This window comes from Sorangium sp. So ce362 (genome assembly GCF_051519845.1).
Taxonomy (GTDB): Bacteria; Myxococcota_A; Polyangia; order Polyangiales; family Polyangiaceae; genus Sorangium.
This window is the reverse complement of sequence record NZ_CP150332.1, coordinates 4,217,039-4,233,897: the sequence shown is the minus strand read 5'-3', so window position 1 is coordinate 4,233,897 and position 16,859 is coordinate 4,217,039. Positions and strand designations below refer to the sequence as shown.

Sequence of the window (16,859 nt, the reverse complement as noted above, 5' to 3'; positions counted from 1 at the left end):
CTTTCCCGCCTTCATGTTCAAATCCGGCCACCACCCGGCGGCGCTGGTTGCGTGTTTGCGATCAGGGCTGGATCCCGCCCCGGCTCCAGCGGTGCCGACACCGCGGCCGGGACGGCCGGCGGGCGCAGGGTTGCCTCAGGGGAGCACGTCGGCAGCGGTCTTCGCCCCCAGAACGTTCTCCGCCCACCGATCCAGGGTGGTGCCGTCCTCACACGCCAGGATGCGGTCACGCTGCTCGTCCGAGAGCGCAATCCCCGCCCGCGCGAGCAGCCGGAACAGCACGTCGCGCTTCCCTTGGAGCTCGCCGTCACGGAAGCCCTCGCTGATGCCGCGCTCGAAGATCTTCTGCGCGAACGGGGGGAACGTCGCCTTGCCTTGGGTCTGCCGCTCCATGACCAATGCCTCCAGAGCCCGCCTCATGGGCTCGCGCAGCGCGTCGTAGATGATCTGAAAATACACCGCCGCATGGTCCAAGTCGAGCCGCGCCAGCGCGTGGACGGCCGCCTGCACCACGGCCATGCCGTTGGGGTCATTGCCGTGCGCCACCGCCGCGAGCACGGCGAGCTCGACCTCTCTCTCCGCCTCGGCCAGGTCGGTGATCGCCGGCATGACTGTCGGACCGAGCACCAGCGGCTTGACATGCCCGAGCCCCAGCCCGAGATCGATGTCCTCCGCCGCCCAGGCGGCCACGACCGCGTCCGTCGCGACCACGAGGACGGCCGTGTCGCAGCGCTTCCTGGCGCGCACGACGGCGACGTACACCGGCCAGGAGTACTTCTTATCCCGATCCTCCTCGCGCTGGACCTCGACGACGATCGCCAGCACGAGCGCACCGGCGGCATCCCGCAGCTCGAGCACCAGGTCGGCGCGGAACTCGACCGGGAGGAGCTGATCGAGCGACGACTCGACCACCGCCGCGGAAGCGTGCGGCGGCACGTCCACGTGGAACAGAGTCGTCATGAAATGGGGCGCGAGCTCGGGGTTCTCGCGGAACATCTCGACGATGCCATTGTGCTCGAGCGTCGGCATGCGGGGCTCTATGGGCGGTGGACGCCGTGGCCAGAGGGGGCTGGTGCACACGAGCTACCGATAGCCGACCGGCCGCGGCGGGGCGCTCGCGCGGCATAACGTATCGATACCGCTGGGTGGTGCCAGCGAGAAATCCGCCGAAACAGCTGATTTTGTGCGCACCACTCGTGCGGTTGCACGTAATGCGGTCCTGGGAAAAACCAGCGACGAAATGTGACCGCAAATCGACCACCGACAGGACCGCGGTCCCATCTGCAACACCCCAGGCCCTCGGTGAAACGCCGTGCGCGCGGAGCCGGGTTCTTCGGCAAGCTTCTGGAGCCTCCGCGGGCAGGGGTGATACCCTGCTCGTCATCGGCCATGCGTCCCGCTGCGCCCCCCCGCGTCATCCAGGCCTTCTTCCCCGAGCGCCGCGTCCCTGCGGGCACGGCGGTCCAGCGCTTCGCCCGCACGGTCCTGCCGCCGCACCCGGCCACCGCCGCGCAGCCGCGCGCCGCCATGGACCCACGGCAGCGGCCCCCGCACCCCGCCACCGTCGCTCAGCCCCGCCCCGGGCTCAGCTTCGCGCCGAGGCCGCCGCACCCCGCCACCGTCGCCCAGCCGCGGGCGCCCTTCGGCGCGGCGCCCCGGGCCGCCGGGGCGGCGCAGCGCAAGGAGGCGGACGTCCACGCGTTCCAGCCGCCCACCGGCTTCCTGGAGGGCCCGGCGAAGGCCGGGCAGAAGCTCCCGCCCTCGGTGCAGCTCCGCATGGAGCGCTATTTCGGAGCCGATTTCTCGGACGTGCGGGTCCACGTCGGCCCCGAGGCCTCCTCGATCGGGGCGCTCGCCTTCACGCTCGGCTCTGATCTCTACTTCGCGCCGGAGCATTACCAGCCGCACACGCACTATGGCCAGGAGCTCCTCGGCCACGAGCTCACGCACGTCGTGCAGCAGCGGGAGGGGCGGGTCGCCAACCCCTTCGGCGACGGCGTGGCGGTGGTGCAGGATTTCGAGCTGGAGGCCGAGGCGGACCGGCACGGGAAGGCGGCGGCGCAGGGGAAGAGCGGGCCCGGGTCGTCGGGGCCGGCGCCCGGCGGGGCGGGAGGGCCAGCGGGAGCGCAGGCGAAGAGCGGCGGGGCGCAGGCGAAGGGGAGCTATCGGCTGCTGGTGGGCGCCTACATGCACGACAGGGAGCTGCCCGAGCCGGTGGCGGGACACAGCTTCGTGGCGATCGAGGAGCCGAGCGGGGAGCGACGGGCGTTCGGGTTCTCGCCGGCCCGGTATTCGAGCTACGACCCGCAGCGGGACCTGGGGCGGCTCAGGAGGGGCGTCGAGGGCGTGGTGCACGACGACAAAGGCGCCTTCGACAGGCCAGGGGTGAAGACGCGGGACTACGCGATCACGGGGGAGCAGGCGCGGGCGGCGATGGCGAAGATCGCGGAGTACGAGTCGGGGCGATACCGATACAGCCTGGACAAGCGCCAGTGCTCGACGTTCGCGCTCGACGTGCTGCGCGCGGCGCGGGTGCCGGTCCCCGAGGGCGGGGCGGCGCCGGGGCCGAGGGTGATGTACGAGACGCTGGACGACGAGAGCTGAAGAGCGGAGGAGCCGAGATCGACGTGGGCGTCTTCGGCGCAGCGCTGGAGACCTCCGGAGGGAGCCGGCCCGCTCGAAATCTGGCCCTTCATCGCCCCCCTCCCCTATCCTCCCCCGCCATGGCCGTTCAAGTCTGCGCGGGCGCCACAACGATGTGCAGCTTCGGCATGGCCCCCGCCACGCTGATGGCCCTCCCCGTCCACCAGGCCATGGCCACCCTGCCCGCCGCCAACATCTCGGACTGCGCCCCGGTGCTCAATGTCCTCCCCTTCGGCGCCTGCTCCTCCCTGGCGAACCCCACCGTCGCCGCGGCCACCGCCGCCGCCCTCGGCGTCCTCACCCCCATGCCCTGCGTCCCCGTCCCCGCCGGCACCTGGATCCCGGGGAGCACCAAGGTGCTCCTCAAGGGCATGCCCGCCCTCGACAGCGCCGCCAAGCTGATGTGCGCCTGGGGCGGTGTCATCCAGATCCTGAACCCCGGCCAGACCAAGGTCATCGACGGCTGAGCGCGCCGCCGGGGCCAGCTTTCGTCCTCAACGAGGGAGCGAGGAGCGCGTCCCGGAGGAGGGTGGAAAGAGTGTACAGCGCTTCAGGCTCACGCACCCTCACGCACCGCCGTCCGGGCTCAGGTCAATGCGCAGCTCCGCCATCAGCTCGTCCAGCTCCGACCGGGGTACCCGCTCGATCAGGTAGGCGACAAGGTCCTCCTGTCGCGGCTGGCCGAAGACCATACGATAGACGGCGAGGGAGCTGCGCAGTCGCTGGATGCGCTCTCGATCCTGGCTGAGCGGCAGCGCAGGGACATGCCGCTCGATGCGCGCCGCGCCCTCGAGGAAGATCCAGTACGGTACGATGTGGGTCGTGTCCGCAGAGCGCCGCTCCAGGGCGCGGGCGAACATCGCCTCCCAGCGATCGCGGTCGCCGTCGTGGAGCGCCGCCTCCCCGTGCGCCTCGGCGATGTTCTTGCGCACCGCGTGGCCCTTGTAGCGATGAACGCGGCCCTCACGCTGCTCGAAGTCGACCGGGTTCGACGGCACGTTCCAGTGCACGACGGCGTGACAGTACGTATGAAAGTCGAGCCCTTCCTGGCCGACAGAGGTCGTCGACAGCACAAATGGCCAGAACGGTGAGTTGAACGCTTTGCGCACATGGTCAGCGCGCGTCACAAGGGACCCGTCCTCCGACCGCTCATCTCCATACCGGAGAGCGAAATGCGTCCGCAGGTTGCGGCTCACGCGCTTCACCGTGCGGCCGGCCTCGCTGCGCGCGAGGTCGTCGATGGCGACCCGTGACGTCCGGAGCTCGATCGCTTCCACGATCTCGTCCGCGACCTCGTGGACGCGCTCGCCTATCGTCCCGGCGAGCAGGCCCAGGTGATCGCGGAGCACGTGCACGTACTCGTCGAGCACCGCCTGGAGACAGCCGTTGACGCAGTAGTTGAGGACCTGCCGCCAGTACGGCGTCGCATCATCGCCCCGCCGCATGCCGCGCAGGAGCGCCACAACCTCGGGCTGGTTGAACCGCGCGCGGAACGCCCACGCGGTGGTCCCCGCGCCGTTGCGCAGGGCCGTCCGCGCCGCCTCGTCGAGGGCGGATTCCCCGCCCACGACATGGAGCATCGCCCGGAACATGGTCACCGCAGGCCCGCCGATGGCGAGGTGCGCCAGGACATCGACAAGGTCGTCGGGCATCCGCCCGAGCGCTTTCTGCCCCTCCGCCGACGTCGCCACGGCCGCGCCGCCGAGCGCGACAGCCCGCGCCTCCTCGACATGCTCCGCCCAGCGGCCCCGCCCGGCGCGCTCCTCGCCCTCGACAGGCGCGTCGGCGTCCGCCGCGCCGGACCATGCCGCCGCGAGGTCCTCCTGCTGGAACCAGGCCACCGTCGTCGCCTGCCTGAGCTTGCGGTCGAGGAGCAACGGGGCGGCCCAGTACCAGCGCTCGTCCGCAGGGCCGTCCGCCCGGGTGCGGGGCAGGTGCCTCTCCACGGCGAACTGGATCTGCTCCTTCGCCAGCTGAAGGATGTCTGTCGCGGGGATCGCGCCCAGGCCGCACGGCGCGCCGCCGCACGACCGGTCCCGCGCGAGCTCGACCGAAAGCTTCGCGGGATCGCACGCTTCCGCGAGGTAGAGGCTCGGGTAGAGCAACGCGAGCACGGCCATGCCGGTCAGGCGGCCATCGGCCTCGGCACCGAAGCGCAGCGACCCGCGCCGCCCCGCCCGGTACTCCGTCGTGTACTCCGCGGCCGTATCCTCGCTGAACACCCGTCGCTCGACCTCGTAGCTCAGCATCGCCGCGATCGTCCGGGGGACGACCCGCCACGACGAGAAGACGAGCCGCTTCGTCAGCCGCGCCACGCCCGCGTCCGCGAACGGCCCGCCGAGCGCGTAGTAGGGCATCGCAGGCGGGATCCAGAGCAGGCGGTGCGCGCCGGTACCGAGGAACTCGTCCACCAGCGCCCGCATCCGTGGGTTGCCTGGCTCGACTTCCTTGTAATGGTGGACGTTGTCCCAGGGCAGCGTGGCCGTCGGAGAGAGCGACAAGGCGCGGGCGACAGGCATCCTCTGGTCGCCCGCGTCGAGCGCCTTGCGCAGCTCGGTCTTGAGTTTGTAACCCTCGTCCAGGAAGCTGAGCACATAAGGCGCGCTCTTCCAGTACTCGATGGCGTCCTGCTGCCCGACCACCCGCGACACCGCCTGCACGGCGAGGTAGTCGAGCACATCGCTCGAACGAAGCTCCAGCGGCGCTCCGGGCACCTCGACGAGCATCCCGTTCCGGTCCGGCGTCGAGGCGAGCCGCTCGGTCCGGACCATCACCCGACGGAGCCGCTCCCTGAGCCGCCCGGTCGCCGCGCGGAGGCGCTCGGGCCCCTCGGCCTGCGTCAGCCCGAGGACGGCGGACTGGTACGCTTCCATCTCGTCCTCGATCCCGCTGGCGTCACCCGTCTTCCCCTCGAGAAAGCGGATGGTGCGCACGAAGTCGCGGTAGTGGTCGTCCTCGCCCCCCTCCTCGCTCAGCGTGTACATCTTGTAGGGAGTCGCCGACAGGAGCAGCACCCGGACCTTCGGATACTCGAACACGGCGCGCGCGAGCACGCTCGCCTCGTCGTCGTCGTCGTCGAGCAGGTGGCTGAAGCGCTGGAACTCGTCGAGGATCACGATATCGGGCTCGAGCGCCTCGACGCAGCTCTCCGCCAGCACCGACCGGAGCGCGCCGACGAAGCGGCCGCGGGCGCGGCCGGTCTCCTTGTCGATCACCCGGGTCGACGAGGAGAAGGCCTGGCAGAGCGCGTCGAGCTGCGCGCGCAGATCGATCGCGCCGCCCGCCCTCTCCTGCGCCACGCGCCTGGAGAGCGCCTTCTCGAACGCATCCTGGGCGGTGACGTCGATCAAGGAGGTGTCGAAGCCGTCGAGCCGCTCGCGGAACCGGTCCGCGCCGACGTGACCACGAAACACGTTGATCATCGCCTTGCCGGCGCCGAGCCCCCACGCCTTGCGGAGCATCCAGTAGAGCAGCACCCGCTCCTGCGCCTGGCCCAGCCCGTCGCGTACATCGAACGACGTCGCCGGCGTGAACGAGATGAAATTGACCCCGGTGCTCGTGCTCTTGAGCTTGCTCACCTCGAGCGGGAGCATGGTCAGGCGCGACGCCAGGGCCACGTGACCGTCTCCATCGAGCTTCAGCCGCTGGATGTTCTGCCTCGCGATGTCACCGTTCGAGCAGATGTACAGCACGTCGATCCGCGGCACCGTCGCGCGCAGGTGATCGATCGCGCGCGCGATCACGCCGCGGGCGACGAGCGTCTTGCCGAGACCGACCTCGTCCGCCACGAGAAAGCGGCAACTCCCGCCCTCGTCCTCGTAGAGCCGCTCGAACACCCAATCGACCGTCCGCCGCTGGAAGTCCTTGAGCCCCGCCAGCACCGCGTCGGCGACGCGCACCTCCGTGCCTCCGCTCATGACCGGCCTCCTCTGGAGCGCTGCGCCTCCCAGGCGGCGCGAATGGGCTCCCAGATGCGCCCGAGATCGGGCGGCAGCACGGCAGCGCCCTCCGGCGTGGTCCCGAGCTCCCGCACCGCGCGCTCGAACTCGCGCAGCCGCTCCGGCTCGTGGTCGAGCGCCCGGAGAAGGGCCTCGAGCAGCGGCGTCCCCGAGCCCCCGCCGGACCAGCGGGCGGCAGCCCCTTCCGCGGTGCCCTCGGCGTCGAGCAGCTCCTCGATGCCCTCCACCGGATCGAGCGCGAGGAGCATCCGGAGAAAGCGCATCACCTTGGCTGGATCATCGAGCATCGCCAGGAGGATGCGCGCGTGCCGGTGCTCCGGCGCCCCGTCGAGCGGGACGTTGACAACGAAGACGATCTGCTCTGTCCGCGCGCCTTCCTGCGCCACGGCGCGGAAGGCGAAGAAGCTCGTCAGGGCCTGAAACGAGCACCGGGAGAAGGTGGCCGACGCTCCGGCGCTGGACAGCGAGAGGCCGGTCGCGTGATCCGGCGGGAGCGCGATCGGCCAGCAGCGCACCTCGGTGCCCGGCCCGAGGTCGAGCCGCGCCCCCTCCGCGCGGAGGTGGACGCTGTAGCGCTCGGTGCCGTCACCCGGCGCGGCCTCGAGCTCGACCTTCGCCCGCCATGGAGCGCTCCCGAGCGCGAGGCGCAGGGCGCGTAGCCGACGGTCGAGCGCCGCGTCGACGGGGTCTTGTGGCACGGCGTCCCCGGACGGCGTGAACGCCACGAGGAGCGCCCGCAGGGCGGCCGACCCGCCGCCGTCGCCGAGCGCGGCGTCGATGCCCACCTTGCCCTTCTTTCCCGTGAGCTGGACGAGGAGCTCGACGTTCTCGTGGAACGCCGCTCGCGTCGCGTTGGCGGATCCCGTCCATACCTCCGCGTTCCGCCCCGCATCGGCGATATAGAGCTTGGCGTGAAGCCCGCGCGCGGCCGTCTCCGCGGTGTTCGCCTCGCCGGCTTCAACGTCCCCGCCGGCGTCATCGTCCTCGCCCTCCGCTCCTTCGTTGAGGACGTGCACCTCGTCGAAGCGGGCGAATGTCGCGGGGGAGACGCGGGCGAGCTCCTCGGTGCGCGAAACGAGCACGTGGCCGCTCCCGGTCGTGGTCAGTCGCCCGAGCGTCTCGGCCGCGAGGAATGGCGAGATCACAAGCATCCGATCGATCCGCGTGTCGAACGGCCACCGCGTCTTGTCGTCATGGCCGAGGGGCCAGAACTTGAGATCCTCGAACCCCTCCGGCTCCTCGAAGGCGACGCGGCGCACCTCGTCGGCAAGGAGCGCGGTGTCCGTGGCCACCCGCCCGGAGACGGGGCGCACCGCGAGGCCAGGGAGCGCCGCAAGGAAGTCCCCGAGCGGATGATTCCGGCCGATCGCGTTGGTGCGGTCCTTGAGCTCGCCCTCCAGCGAGAGCATCGTGTCCCACGATCGATCGAAGGTGAGATTACGCGAGTTGACCAGGACCCGATATCGCACGGGGCCGTCGGCCGAGGTGAAGCGCTGCACCCATACCTTGGGGTGGAACACCCCCTGTTCGCTTCGCGCGCGCACCTGGACGACGGACCCTTCCAGGTAGGCGAGGAGCTGGCGGTACTGCGCCGGGCGCGCGATACAACCCGCCTGGCAGAACACCACGAGCTTCTCGGCATGGGCGCGCACGGCCTGGAGCAGCGCCGTCGCCCCCAGCGGCTCGGCCTCGCCGGCCGCTGGATCCCCGCGGCGTGCGATCCGGTCGAAGAGCGAGAACGACAGCGGCGCGACAAGCAAGGCGACAAGGTCGAGCGAGTAGGTCGTGGCGAGGGTCCGGTCGACGACGTAGCCGTCCGGCGGCCGCAGCGCCTCGAGGAGCACCCGGCGATCACCCGGCTGAAGCATCGTCCCCTCCCCGGCCCAGGGCCGTGTACAGATCGGCGAGCAGCCGGCTCGCCGACGGCCACCGGTAACTGAGGCGCGCCGTGCCCGACTCACCGCCCCAGAGCTCCAGCGCGCGCGGGTTGGTGAGCCGCGCCCGGCCGCCCTTGAGCTGCTGCTCCCGCTGCCACACCAGCGCGCGCGCCGTCTTGTCGTCAGCCCCGCCGCCCGGCTTGTCCCAGGGCGTGAGCCTGAGCCAGCCCTCGACGAACGCCTCTGTCGACCCTGCCACGCGCGTGCGCTGGCGGACGAGACGCCAGAAGGCGGAGCGGTCCCAGGCCGCGATCGCCGCGCGCCGACGGCGCATCTCTTCGGACCAGTCGGCGAGCTCGCCCCGGAACCGCTCCACCGCCTCGCCGTTTGCGGTCGATTTCGCGCGCTCCTCGGCGAGCAGCACGTTGTAGAGCCACGCCGCGCCTTGCATCGTCTCCGCGAGCAGCCGCGCGTGCGCAAGCGCCTCCTGCACCTCGCCGGAGAGCTCACCGAGCTGGGGGTGCATCCAGACAAAGTCGACCGCCGCCGGGCGGCCGCGGTCCGCCAGGAAGGCGAGCAGCGAGCGCGGCGCAGAGAGCTGGATCCGTTCGACGAGATAGCGTGCCTCCTCGCGCCGCAAGGCGAAGCCGGCCTCGCCCGGGAAATCCTCGGGGGGATCCGGGATCGCGGCGTGCCAGTTGCGGCGCGCGCGCCCGTCGAGGCTCTCGCCGTCGTCGTCGCGCCCGGCGCGGTCGCGCGCGGCGTAGAAGCGGTCGAGGGAGCGGTGATAGTCGTCCTGCGAGCCATCGAAGGCACGGATGCCCCAGGCCTCGAGGCCGAGCCAGTACACGTTGCTCGGCAGCCGTTTCAGCGTCTCGCCGGCGAGGCCCCCGATCGTGCCGAGCGGGTCGTCGGACGCCTTCAGCACCTGGATGAGCCTCGTCTCCGCCCTGCGCGCCCTGGCCTCGATCTCGCTCGAGGGCGTCTTGCGCGCCTCGAGTTCGCGGTAGATCCAGGGCACGAACAGGAAGTACCTCGCCCGCGTCTGGATGACGCTTGTGCCCGGGAAGAACAGGTCCGCGAAGGCGTCGCGGATGCCGCCGAGCCCGAGCTCGTCGCGCGTGTCGCTCTCCTTGAAGCGGTCGATCGCCTCGAGGACCCGCTGCCGCTCCCGATCCGAATGATCCAGCCAGGTGAACGTCGAGATCAACGCAAGCTCCTTTCCGCTCGGGCGCGCCTCACGCCCTCACGACCCTCCCCGCATCCACCAGGTTGAGCCATTGCCTCTCGAGGCTCGCCGCAAACCCCCGGTCCTCGATCGCCACCCCGGCCTCCAGGTTCCGCGTCTGGCCACGATCCGTGAAGTTCGCCGACGTGATGAGCGTGTACTCGTGGTCGATCACGACGCACTTGGCGTGCAGGCTGACCGCGCTCTGCCTGTCGGCCGTCCTCGGGTCGAAATAGACGACCGGTCTCGGGTCGCCGAACGGCCACATGAGTCGGTAGAACAGCGCCACCACGGCCTGACCCCGCGCCACGTTCCCCCTGGCGGCCTCGAGCGGCGCCGACACGAGAGGCCAGCTCTGCCCTGCGCCCTTGGCCTCCTGCTCCAGCCGCTTGGCGAGCTGATCCACGTCGACGAAGAGCTCCGCCGTCACCCCATGGTCGGCCATGCCCCGGTGCAGCGACGCGAAGAGCTCCGCGCCGTGGTCGATGGAGTAGCCGGCGACGAGCACGTGCTCTCGCGCTCGCGCGAAGAGCTCGGACAGGAGGACCCGCGTGTGACGAGAATGGCTGACGCCCGGGTCGTCGCCCGTCCAGACGAGGGTGAGCCTGGGGGCCTTGCGATGCCGCCGCTCGGCCAGCACGACGCCGACGACCGCGTGAAGGCCTTCGCGATCGAGCCGGAGATAAGGCCGCAACGCGTCGACGAGGTGCCCGAAGCCGTTGGCCCGCAGGCCCGTCTCGCTCATCGGCGCGCGCACGTCCCCCCGGTCGAGCGCGGCGACGAGGGCGAGCAGATCCTGCTCCGTAACCGCGGATAACCCCGCCCCCGTCACGGGCGGACCTTGAAGAAGGCGAGCTCGGGATCGTGCCCCATCGCTGGCACGACGAGCGCCCGGTCCAGGTAGCGGTTGAATCGCTCACACGCCGGCTCTGCGACGAACAGGCACCCGTGGCAGGCGGCGCCCTCGAGATGGCGCCCGGACCGATCCCCGGGCGAATGATGCGCACAGACGGGATCGCTTGAGCACAGCGAGGCCATATCCCAGGCGCGACGGAGGTGCCGGCCGATGGAGCGACCTTGCTCGACGAGGCCTCCGAGCGTGCCCTCGGCGCCGCTCGTGCCGGTCATGATGAAGATCGCCGCCATCGGCAGGTCGTCGGTCGCCGGCGCACAGTAGATGCGCTCGGAGAGCGCGCTCGCCGAATAGCCGCACTGGAGCGAGATCGAGGACACCAGGAGGTGCGAGAGCGAGTGCAGAAGGTAAAACCTGGCCCCCGGAAAGCCCGGCCCCCGGCTATTGCTCTTGAACTCCTGCTTGTACCCGTCCTCGAGCTCGTCCTTCCGGCGGATCACCGCCGGGCGGCCCTCCCATTCCCGTACGTCCTCTTCGTCCAGGCAGACCAGCACACCCTCGCCGAAGATCTCTGCCGCCGGCAGCCAGGTCGGCGTCAGCCCGAGCGGTTGGAGGTTGCTCGTGTCCTCGGTCTCGCCCTGCAGGTTCATCTGGGTTGCCGACAGGCGCGTCAGGCCGATCTGCGCGCGCACCTGACGCACCTTCTTGGCGAGCACGATGCGGCTCACCCTCGGCGGCAGCGGATGGCGCTTCGTGGACAGGCGGCAGGCGAAGAAGTCCTCGTCCCGCGGCGGGAGCTGGCCCTCCACCTCGTCCTTCGCCTCGAGGAAGACCTTGTACTCCGCAGTCCGGAGCTCGTCCCTCGCCGGCACCTTGCCCTTGCGGATCGTCTCCATGGCGGTCCACACCTGGTCGTCGTCGTAGTCGCGCAGCGCATTGCGCACGGAGGCCACGACCTTGCGCAGCAGCGCGAGCTCCTCGCGCCCGGCCTCCTGCACGACATTCCACACGTCCGCCTGGCTGACCTTGTTCAGCACCTCGCGCGCCTTGTCGGGGATCGAGAGCGCGCTCATCCATTGCGAGAAGTAGCCGCTGCTCGCCGTGCGGACGAGCAGGTTGAGCTTCTCCTCGCAGCCCTTCTCCTCGCGTCCCTCGAAGCCGAGCCACGGCCTCTCCCCCCGGCACTGGGGCAGGACCTTGGGCTCACGCGCCTCCGAGAGCTTTCGCTCCGCGCCGCAGACGCCGCAGCAGACGCGGATATGAGCGAAGTCGCCGGACGCGTCCTCCTTGAGGTGGAGATCCAGCGATTCGCACCGCGTCTCCTGGGATGGGTGCACGAACCAGCTCCAGGGGAACTCGTCGAGGTGGCCGCGCTTGCACGTCGCCACGAACCGCACGGGGACGCAGAAGCCTTTCTGGGTGTTTGTGCAGCGGTGAACGTAGCGCCCCTTTTCACGCTCGAGGTTCCTCGAAGGCCCGAGCGCCCGGCAACGCTGGCAGACGAACCACGACGGGAACTCGGCGACCTGGATACCGTTGTGTTGCGACGGCGCGTCGTCGTCGCCCGCGGGGGGCAGCCGGAACGCGCGGTTGATGCTCAGCTCGATCCCGAGCTTCGAGCCGACCCGGGCGAGGATGGCCTCGCGCAGGCGGGGCTCGTCGATGAAGCCCTGATCCTTGTACCTGTCGTAGCGCCAGAAGTCGGTGCCGCCGATGAGCACGGCATGTTCGAGCAGGTCGACCATCGCGCCCGGACCGAACGTCATCACGACCTGGCCCAGCCGGATCTTGCCCTCGGGGGGCTTGTGCCCGCCCTTCGCGGTCTTCTTCGCGATGGCCATCAGCCTTGCCTCCCCAGGCGGCGCCCGATGAGCCAGAGGTGCGCGGTCGACTCGACGTCCCGCAACGACGTGGGCGCCGCGAAGCGCCCATCGGGCGTGTCGGGGCCCGGGCGCTCCTCGTCGAGCGGCGTGTAGAGCAGCGGCTTGCCGCCGACCTTCTCCCGGTCGAATTTCGAGTACCGGCGCTGCTTTGGCTCCTCGGGGGTCGACCGCACCAGGTCGGTCCAGGTGTCGAGCAGGTTGTGGCCGCGCATCCGGAGCTCCTCCTCGAGCTTCTTTTGCCCGTCCTGGTTCAGCTCGGGCTGGCGGCTCGCGCGCGCGGCGATCCGATCGAGGACGGCGTTCGCCAGGTGCCGGTTCGCCGGCAGCCCCATGACGCCCTTCGGCAGCGTCAGATCGCGCGAGGCGAAGCGGACCATCGCGACGAGCGTGCCCACGAGACCGCGATCGAGGGCTGGACCCGAGAACGGCGTCACGCTCGTGGCCTCGACGAAGCGGTAGAAGCTCTCGTGGTAGGCGGCGAAGTGCTCGTAATGGGAGCGATCCCGCGGTTTGTGGAGGTTGTACACGGTCACCACGAGCCCCGGCCACCTGTCCTGGCGGCCGACGCGGCTCGACGCCTGGATGTACTCGGCCGTCGTCTTCGGCTGCCCCGCGACCACCATCAGGCCGAGTCGATCGATGTCGACGCCGACCGAGATCATGTTGCTCGCGAGCAGCACGTCGATCCGCTCGGGATCGCTCCAGGGCTTGTTGAGCCGGTCCTTTGTGCGCTTCACCGCGTCGGTGTGCTCGCGGCTCGTCAGCTCGACCGGCTCGCCGAGCTCCCGGTTGGCGAACCAGAGGTGCTTGCCCGTCGCGTTCCTCGGGCGCGCCTCGTCCGCCTGCGCGGCGCGGCCGAGCACCTCGTCCTCGACCAGCCGCCGCATCCCTCCGAGCTCCCGGAGGCTGTTGAAATAGCCGGCGAGCGTCATGTACGCGTCCGCCGTCTGCTCGGGCGACGACGACGGGTCGTAGGTCTTCATCGCCCCGGCGAGCAGCGTGCGGTACACCCGCAGCAGGATTGCCTTCATGCTGCGCCCCTGCGCGGCCACGCCGACGTATTTCCGGCCGGGGCTCTTCGTGTCCACGGTCGCGAAGTACGTCTCGGAGTCGTCGATGCCGGGCGGCGGGAACACGCTCACCGTGCTCGCCGGACGACCGAAGAGGGCCTGGATCTGCGTATCGGCGCGGCGGACCGTGGCGGTCGCCGCCAGCACCTTGGGCCGCACGACGCCGGCGCCCGTCTGGCGCGAGCAGAGGGCGTCGACCGCCGTCTCGTAGAGGCCGACCATGGTGCCGAGAGGCCCCGAGATCAGGTGCAGCTCGTCCTGCACGATGAGCTCTGGAGGGGCGAGGCCGCCGGGCAGGTTCTTCGCCGTGCGCGGCGGCTTCCCGTCCATGGGGCCGTAGAAGCGCCGGCCGTCGCGCGCGCCGGCCTTGCCGAACAGCATGCCGGCCTCGCCGCGCCAGGGCATCATCGCGAACTTGTCGACGGTGGCGATGAGGAAGCTCGGCAGCTCGCGATAGACCTGCTCGTCGACGAAGACGACCGGGATGCCCTCGTCGTTGTTGGCGCGCGAGAACTCGCAGGTCTCGCTGGTGCAGCCGACCCGCACCTCGTCGGGCGCGGTCTTCGAGGGCAGGAGCGTCAGGCTGCCCGGGCCGAGCTCCTCGCCGCACCACGGGCAGGCGGGCAGCGGGCAGGGATTGCCGTTCGCGCCGAGCTTGAAGCCGGTGACGAGCTTCGACGCCTCGTCCAGGGTGTTGGCCGTGGCGCTGCGCCCGACCCAGAGGCCGACCGAGAAGCGCGTGTCGCCGAGCACCGCGGGCATCTTCCGGCGCTGGGATTCGAGCGCGCAGACGAGCGTCGCCGCGCGGCCGAGCTGGTCGAGCGTGAGCAGGCGCAGGGTATACCGGAGGAGCACGGTGACGCCGAGCCCGCCGTCGGGCAGCTTCGCCCGCCGCAGGCGGCGGAGGAGCAGGCAATAGGCGATGACGCCGAGGTAGGCCTCCGTCTTGCCGCCGCCGGTCGGGAAGAAGATCAGCTCGACGCGCTCGCGATCGGGGTGCTCGCCGCTGGCCACGCCGTGGAGGTTCATCAGCAGGAATGCGAGCTGGAACAGGCGCCATTCGGGGCGCTCGCCGCCCTGGTAGCGGGAAGGGCTCCGGTGGCGCGCGGCCTCGGCCATCGCCTCGTTGGCCAGGCAGAACGCCTGGCGGACCTGCCCGTTGCCCTCGAGGAGCGCGATCCCCTCCTGGATCCTCCGCCGGGCGTCGTCGGCCTTCTGCATGAGCTCGTCGCGGGTCTCGGCGCGCCTGTCGCCCTCGAGCGCGACGCCTCGCTGCCGCTCGATCCACGCCCCGTAGGCGGCCGGCAGGCGCTGGAGCCGGGCGCGCACGTCCTCGGCGCTGTCGAGCTTCGCGAGCTCGTCCATCGCGACGTTCACGTCGGCTTCCTCGTGCGCGATGACCCGCCGCACCTCGTATTCGGGGAGCCACGTGGTCCTCACGCGGGTGACCGGGGAGCCCGGCTTGCCGGGCGAGCCCCCATCGTCCAGCGAGCTCTGGCCCGGGGGCACCACGACGGCGACGCCGTGGCCGACCGCGTACTCGACGCGCTCGCGGAACTGGAGATCGGCGACCTTCTGGTCCCACTGGTCGCTCTCCTCGTCGGAGAAATTCGGCCGCGGGACGATGCCCTCCGCGCACTCGATCTCCAGCTCGATCTGGAAGACCATCTGCTCGTCGCGCCGGCCCTTCTCGCCGGCGCCGCGCTGGTTCACGACGAAGAGCGCGAGCGCCTGCGTCCCCTCGCGGAGCCCGCGCGCGTGCTCGACGGCCTTGATCTGGCCGTAGATCACGAGGCCCACCGTGTCCCGCAGGCGGATCCCGTTCTTGAGGATCTGCGGGTCCAGCGGGACATCCGTGGAGATCGTCTGCCGCGGTGTTCGCTTCCAGACGCGTTGCCCTCGACCGCGCCCTTCGGGCTTCAGGGTCTCGGGGCGATACTCGGCGAAGCGGACGGTGGCCTTGACGTCGCGCGTCTCCCTGGGGACGAGCACGCTCATTCCAATGGATGCGGGCCAGAGGTTGGGGCGCTTGTCCTCCAGCTCCTCCCCCTGGGTCTCCTCCTCGGGCTCGTCGGGGCCGGCGCCGAGGCTGTCGTCGGCGGTCGGATCGTCGGGCTCGCGTTCTTCTTCGGAGGCGAGGAAGCCGGTGAGGTAGTGGCGGGACGGCGGAAGCTCGAGCACCTCCTGTTCGACGAGGCCTTCCTCGTCGAGCTGGTAGGGGCCGATCAGGTCGGCGTGCAGGGCGCGGATCAGGTGGTCGCGGGGGTTCGTGGGCGGGCTCCTCTTCGGCTGCGTCGACGTGCTGTCGCTCATTTCGCCTCCTCGGGCAGCGCGAGCCGCGCGCGTGAATGTTCCACCGCGGCGTGGAGCCTGCGGGCGAGCTCGTCACGGGGCGGCAGGACGGTGAGGTACTCCGCGACGTGGATGCCCGTCTTGCCCAGCTCCAGGAGCTCGATCTGCTCGCGGCGCTTGCCGGCGCAGAGGATGATCCCGAGGGGGGTCTCCTCTCCGGGCTCGCGCTCGTGGCGGTCGAGCCAGCGCAGGTAGAGCTCCATCTGGCCCTTGTACTCGGCCTTGAACGCGCCGACCTTCAGGTCGACCGCCACGATCCGCCGGAGCCTTCGGTTGTAGAAGACAAGGTCGATGTAGAAGTCGTCCCCGTCGATCTGGATCCGCTTCTGGCGGGCGACGAAGCAGAACCCGCTCCCGAGCTCCAGGATGAACGCCTCCAGCTCGCGCAGGATGGCGTCCTCGAGATCCTTCTCGAGGTAGCGGTCCTGAACGCCCAGGAAATCGAGGACGTAGGGGTCCTTCAGGAGCATCTCGGGGCTGACCTGGTCCTCCGCCCGCAGCGCCGCGAGCTGCGCTTCGACGACGGCCTTGGGCTTGCGGGAGAGGGCGGTCCGCTCGTAGAGCATGCTGTCGATCTGCTGGCGGAGCGCGCGCACGCTCCAGCGCTCGACGCGGCACATCTCGGCGTAGAACGCGCGCGCGAGGGGAGCCTCGAGCGGCAGCAGGAGAACGAAGTGGCTCCAGGTCAATTGTCGCGACAGCGTCGCGACAATCGGCTCCTCGGGGAAGGCCTCGGCGAACTGGACCATGCGCCGCAGCGTCTTCTCCGAGAAGCCGCGGCCGTAGCGGCGCTGGAGCTGCTCCGCGAGCGCGGCGATCACCTGCTCGCCGTAGGCGGCGCGGGCGTACCGGAGCACCTCGGTCCGGATCCGCGCGCCGATGCGCCAGTAGAGCCGGGTGAGCACGGCGTTGACGGTCACCGCCGCCCGCTGGCGTGCGGCGTCGATCAGGCGGCGGATGTCCCCGACGAGCTTCGCGGGCGCCACGGCGGGCG

10 protein-coding genes are annotated in these 16,859 nt (G+C 70.7%); 2 read left to right on the top strand and 8 right to left on the bottom strand.

Features of this window, described 5'->3' with window-relative positions:
* Positions 1–135: 135 nt before the first annotated feature.
* On the bottom strand, positions 136–1,029 hold the full coding sequence (locus WMF17_RS16415; protein ID WP_437650376.1) for a hypothetical protein: 894 nt from the start codon (positions 1,027–1,029) through the stop codon (positions 136–138).
* Positions 1,030–1,389: 360 nt separating this feature from the next.
* Here WMF17_RS16415 and WMF17_RS16410 point away from each other — a divergent pair, with 360 nt between their 5' ends.
* Together WMF17_RS16410 and WMF17_RS16405 are read left to right on the top strand one after the other, a co-directional pair.
* Entirely contained in the window at positions 1,390–2,604 is a 1,215-nt protein-coding gene (locus WMF17_RS16410) for an eCIS core domain-containing protein (protein ID WP_437650374.1), read from the top strand.
* 119 nt (positions 2,605–2,723) lie between these two features.
* Positions 2,724–3,110 (top strand): DUF4280 domain-containing protein, encoded by a 387-nt coding sequence (locus WMF17_RS16405; RefSeq protein WP_437491805.1) that lies wholly within the window; start codon positions 2,724–2,726, stop codon positions 3,108–3,110.
* A gap of 99 nt (positions 3,111–3,209) precedes the next feature.
* Here WMF17_RS16405 and WMF17_RS16400 read toward each other — a convergent pair whose 3' ends face one another.
* From WMF17_RS16400 to WMF17_RS16370, 7 genes are read right to left on the bottom strand one after another with little or no spacing between them, the layout of a single operon-like run.
* Positions 3,210–6,560 carry a DEAD/DEAH box helicase gene (locus WMF17_RS16400; protein WP_437650373.1) on the bottom strand — a complete coding sequence of 1,117 codons (3,351 nt, stop codon included), beginning with the start codon at positions 6,558–6,560 and terminating at the stop codon, positions 3,210–3,212.
* A complete protein-coding gene (locus WMF17_RS16395) occupies positions 6,557–8,470 on the bottom strand; it encodes a phospholipase D family protein (protein WP_437650371.1) in 1,914 nt (637 codons plus the stop codon). The genes WMF17_RS16400 and WMF17_RS16395 overlap by 4 nt, the downstream gene beginning before the upstream one ends.
* Positions 8,454–9,689: a DUF6361 family protein gene (locus WMF17_RS16390; protein WP_437650369.1), complete on the bottom strand. Its 1,236-nt coding sequence runs from the start codon at positions 9,687–9,689 to the stop codon at positions 8,454–8,456. Before WMF17_RS16390 ends, WMF17_RS16395 begins: the two co-directional genes overlap by 17 nt.
* Positions 9,690–9,717: 28 nt before the next feature.
* On the bottom strand, positions 9,718–10,539 hold the full coding sequence (locus WMF17_RS16385) for a phospholipase D-like domain-containing protein (protein ID WP_437650368.1): 822 nt from the start codon (positions 10,537–10,539) through the stop codon (positions 9,718–9,720).
* A complete protein-coding gene (gene drmB, locus WMF17_RS16380) occupies positions 10,536–12,401 on the bottom strand; it encodes a DrmB family protein (RefSeq protein WP_437650367.1) in 1,866 nt (621 codons plus the stop codon). Before drmB ends, WMF17_RS16385 begins: the two co-directional genes overlap by 4 nt.
* Positions 12,401–15,826 carry a DISARM system helicase DrmA gene (drmA, locus tag WMF17_RS16375; RefSeq protein ID WP_437650365.1) on the bottom strand — a complete coding sequence of 1,142 codons (3,426 nt, stop codon included), beginning with the start codon at positions 15,824–15,826 and terminating at the stop codon, positions 12,401–12,403. The genes drmB and drmA overlap by 1 nt, the downstream gene beginning before the upstream one ends.
* Positions 15,823–16,851 carry a PDDEXK nuclease domain-containing protein gene (locus WMF17_RS16370; protein WP_437651351.1) on the bottom strand — a complete coding sequence of 343 codons (1,029 nt, stop codon included), beginning with the start codon at positions 16,849–16,851 and terminating at the stop codon, positions 15,823–15,825. Before WMF17_RS16370 ends, drmA begins: the two co-directional genes overlap by 4 nt.
* Positions 16,852–16,859: the final 8 nt, after the last annotated feature.